The organism is Streptomyces sp. 130 (assembly GCF_007096885.1).
Lineage (GTDB): Bacteria > Actinomycetota > Actinomycetes > Streptomycetales > Streptomycetaceae > Streptomyces.
Window position 1 is genome coordinate 1 of sequence record NZ_VJNO01000087.1, and the last position, 2,666, is coordinate 2,666.

The following is a 2,666-nucleotide window of genomic DNA, read 5'->3' on the forward strand; positions in this document are numbered from 1 at the left end:
CGAGGGTGCTCTTGCCGGCGCCGTTCTCGCCCACGAGGGCGATGACCACGCCGCGCTTGAGGTCCAGGTCGATGCCGGGCGACGCGGCCAAGGGCGCGCGCAAGGCCGGGAGCAAGGCGCAGGCGGCGTTCCAGCGGGGCCTGGCAGCCCTGGCGCAGTGGGTGGAGCGGGAGGGGCAGCGGCCGGTCCCGCGCGGCGCGGTCGTTGAGGCCGAGGTCAACGGCGAGGCGGAGCCGGTACCGGTGAAGCTGGGGGTATGAATTTCGAACACCAAGTCGAGGAGGGGCAGGCTCGGCCAGGGGCAGCGCCCGGCCCTCGCCGCACTGGGCATGGAGTGGGCGAGCGTGGTTTCGGCCGTCGAGGCCGCCCGCGCAGACGTCGGAGGCCCCGGCGAAGCGACCGGTGCGGGAGCACCACGAGGAGTGTGACGGGGAGCTCTACGAGGGCGGGAACTGCACCTGCTGGTCCATCGAGCGGTTCGGGCCGCTCTCCGAGCGGGAGAGCTACTGGGACAACCTCTGACGCTCCCCCACCGGAGTGAGACCCCGGGCTCGCCCCCAGGGCCCGGGGTCTCGTGCTGTCTGCGCTCACTGTTCGGCCCTGGCCGTCGCGAGGAGCTGCGACACGCTCCCCCGACTCCGCCCTGTGCGACTGTTCCGGCAGGTCGGGGCCGCAACACGCCCCGTGTTGCACCTCGTATTGCAGGGCTGCGTCGCAGGACGCGCCTCTGGCTACCAGACCGGAGCGGACCGGTGGCAGAAGGGCGGCCCCGGGCGGCACGCGCTAGGGGCCGCCCGGGACCGGACCGTCATGCCCGCCAGGGGTCTGCTTTTGGTGCTACGCCCGTGTGCGTCGAAATGTCTCGGGCCCGTTCAGGCAGTGCCGTTGACCACTTTGTCGATCCAGGCGCGGAAAGAGGGGATGCTGGTGAAGACAGGGCTGCTGGGGTTCGGGGCGGCCAGACCACAGCTGCAGCCCCAGCTGTAGATCCCGACCAGTTTTCCGTCGTAGACGAGGGGGGCGCCCTGGTCGGCCGGGCAGAGATCCTTGACGCCTGTCGGGTCGCCGGCACAGAACATGGTGGCGGTGAGCTTGTTGTGCTTGAGCTGGTTGCACAGGGTGCGGGAGTAGACCCTGAGCTGGGCGCGCTGCATGACGTCGGGCAGCGTCAGCTTTGAGTCCGTGGCGCCGTAGCCGGTGACGGTGGCCAGTTCGTTGACCGACGGCAGGGTGGTCGCCCGGGGGACGGGGTTGATCGTGAACTTGCTCATCTCCTCAGGGGTCAGGGCAGGCTCCAGGGTGAGCACGGCGATGTTCGCCTCGTAGGTTTCGAGGTTCAAACTCTGAGGCGTGTCGATTTTCGATACTGCTTTGGTCAGTCCGTCGGCGTAGTACTTGTTGGAGCCGACGTAGACCTCCACGTCGCCAGGTTCCAGGTAGTTGATGCAGGTGGCGGTAGTGACGACGTGCCGGGAATCGATGAGTGCTCCGCTGCACATGATGACGGGCGCCAGGACGGCGACCGTGTATCCGTTGGTCCTCTGCACGTCCTGGCCACCGGAGACGGCCGGCGCGGGCGTGGTGGACAGTGCCAGAGACATCGCCGCCAGTAGCGCGGCGCCTGCCCATCGCGCTCGCCGTGCCCATGCTCGTACCCCGCGTGCTGCTCTTGCTGTCTTCACACGTTCCTCCTGCCTGGCGACGGGCTGCTCAGCACCCAGGTAGGGCCCCGTCGTGCCACGTGCAACGAATCCTGTGCAGGTTGGTCACGACTGGCACCCCACGACCCAAGCCCCGCCGGCGACCGCGCCGCGCCCTCGGCACCTGCCTCATACGCCCAGACTCTCGACGCGAACCGGCTTTGTCAGCGTTTCGCCGCCGAAAGGGCCCGTCCGCTCGCTGACTGCCCACGCACCAGCAGTTGGGACGAGGACAACCCCGAGGATGCCGACGCCGATATGCAAAGGCCATCGCCCTGCCATCCGGACGGGTGGTCTCCCTGCGCGTACGCGGGCGCAGCCCTAACGACATGCGTCCAACTTGCATGTTTTCTCATGCGACGAACCGAGTACGACCAGGGATAGGCCGCCAAGTGCCCGCGCCGTGGAAGCGATGGACGCCGCCACCATCGACGCCGCAATGCCCACCGGGCCCGTCTCCGGCAGCGCGGCAGCCGACCGGATCGCCGCTGCGCTCGGCGCCCCCAACGTCTCGGGCCTGAAGACCGTCGTGTCGGCGTTTGTGGTGCGCCAGTTCGTCGACTGCGGCCTCCTGATCGACCTCAGCGCCACCCCGGAGACGACGCTGCACCACCCCGGCCAGGTCGAGGAGGTCTGCCGCCGCGAGGACCTGGCGGACCTTCCGCAAGGGAGACGTGTTCCAGGGCATGGCCTGCTCCTTCGCCGGCGGCATCGATATCACGCCCGAGGGCGGACTCGTCGGGAATGACGGACCATACATCGACTGGGAGGGGCGGGGGACCCGGTGGGGAAACTGGGTCGGCGGAGGCGGCCTCATCAGCGAGGACCGCGACGAGGCCGCGCACGCTGCCTACCGCGCAGCCCGCTTCGAGCACGGCCAGATCCCTTCGAGGTCCTAACAGAAGTCGGCTGATGGTGTGACTGTCAGCTCAGATGCTCGTTGCTCTGTTCGTGGGGAAGAGGAAC

General features: G+C 68.8%; 4 protein-coding genes. 2 read left to right on the forward strand and 2 right to left on the reverse strand.

What is annotated here, in order from left to right; all coding sequences use genetic code 11:
• A partial coding sequence (locus FKN01_RS33770) for a hypothetical protein (protein WP_398933657.1) occupies nucleotides 1–49 on the reverse strand: 49 nt, incomplete at its 3' end.
• A gap of 22 nt (nucleotides 50–71) precedes the next feature.
• Between FKN01_RS33770 and FKN01_RS33775 the strand changes: the two genes are divergently transcribed.
• The gene (locus FKN01_RS33775; protein ID WP_398933653.1) at nucleotides 72–260 is read left to right on the forward strand and encodes a hypothetical protein; all 189 of its coding nucleotides are present in this window, start codon (nucleotides 72–74) and stop codon (nucleotides 258–260) included.
• Nucleotides 261–872: 612 nt separating this feature from the next.
• On the opposite strand, the gene FKN01_RS32035 is transcribed toward FKN01_RS33775, so the two are convergent.
• Nucleotides 873–1,601 (reverse strand): serine protease, encoded by a 729-nt coding sequence (locus FKN01_RS32035; protein ID WP_143626157.1) that lies wholly within the window; start codon nucleotides 1,599–1,601, stop codon nucleotides 873–875.
• A 511-nt stretch (nucleotides 1,602–2,112) separates the two neighbouring features.
• On the opposite strand from FKN01_RS32035, the gene FKN01_RS32040 reads away from it, so the two are divergent.
• A complete protein-coding gene (locus tag FKN01_RS32040; RefSeq protein ID WP_260697096.1) occupies nucleotides 2,113–2,448 on the forward strand; it encodes a hypothetical protein in 336 nt (111 codons plus the stop codon).
• Nucleotides 2,449–2,666 lie beyond the last annotated feature (218 nt).

Bases quoted from the DNA above. Each gene is read 5' to 3' on its own strand.
- FKN01_RS33775 (WP_398933653.1), top strand. From the start codon at position 72: ATGCCGGGCGACGCGGCCAAGGGCGCGCGCAAGGCCGGGAGCAAGGCG.
- FKN01_RS32040 (WP_260697096.1), top strand. From the start codon at position 2,113: ATGGACGCCGCCACCATCGACGCCGCAATGCCCACCGGGCCCGTCTCC.
- FKN01_RS32035 (WP_143626157.1), bottom strand. From the start codon at position 1,601: ATGTCTCTGGCACTGTCCACCACGCCCGCGCCGGCCGTCTCCGGTGGC.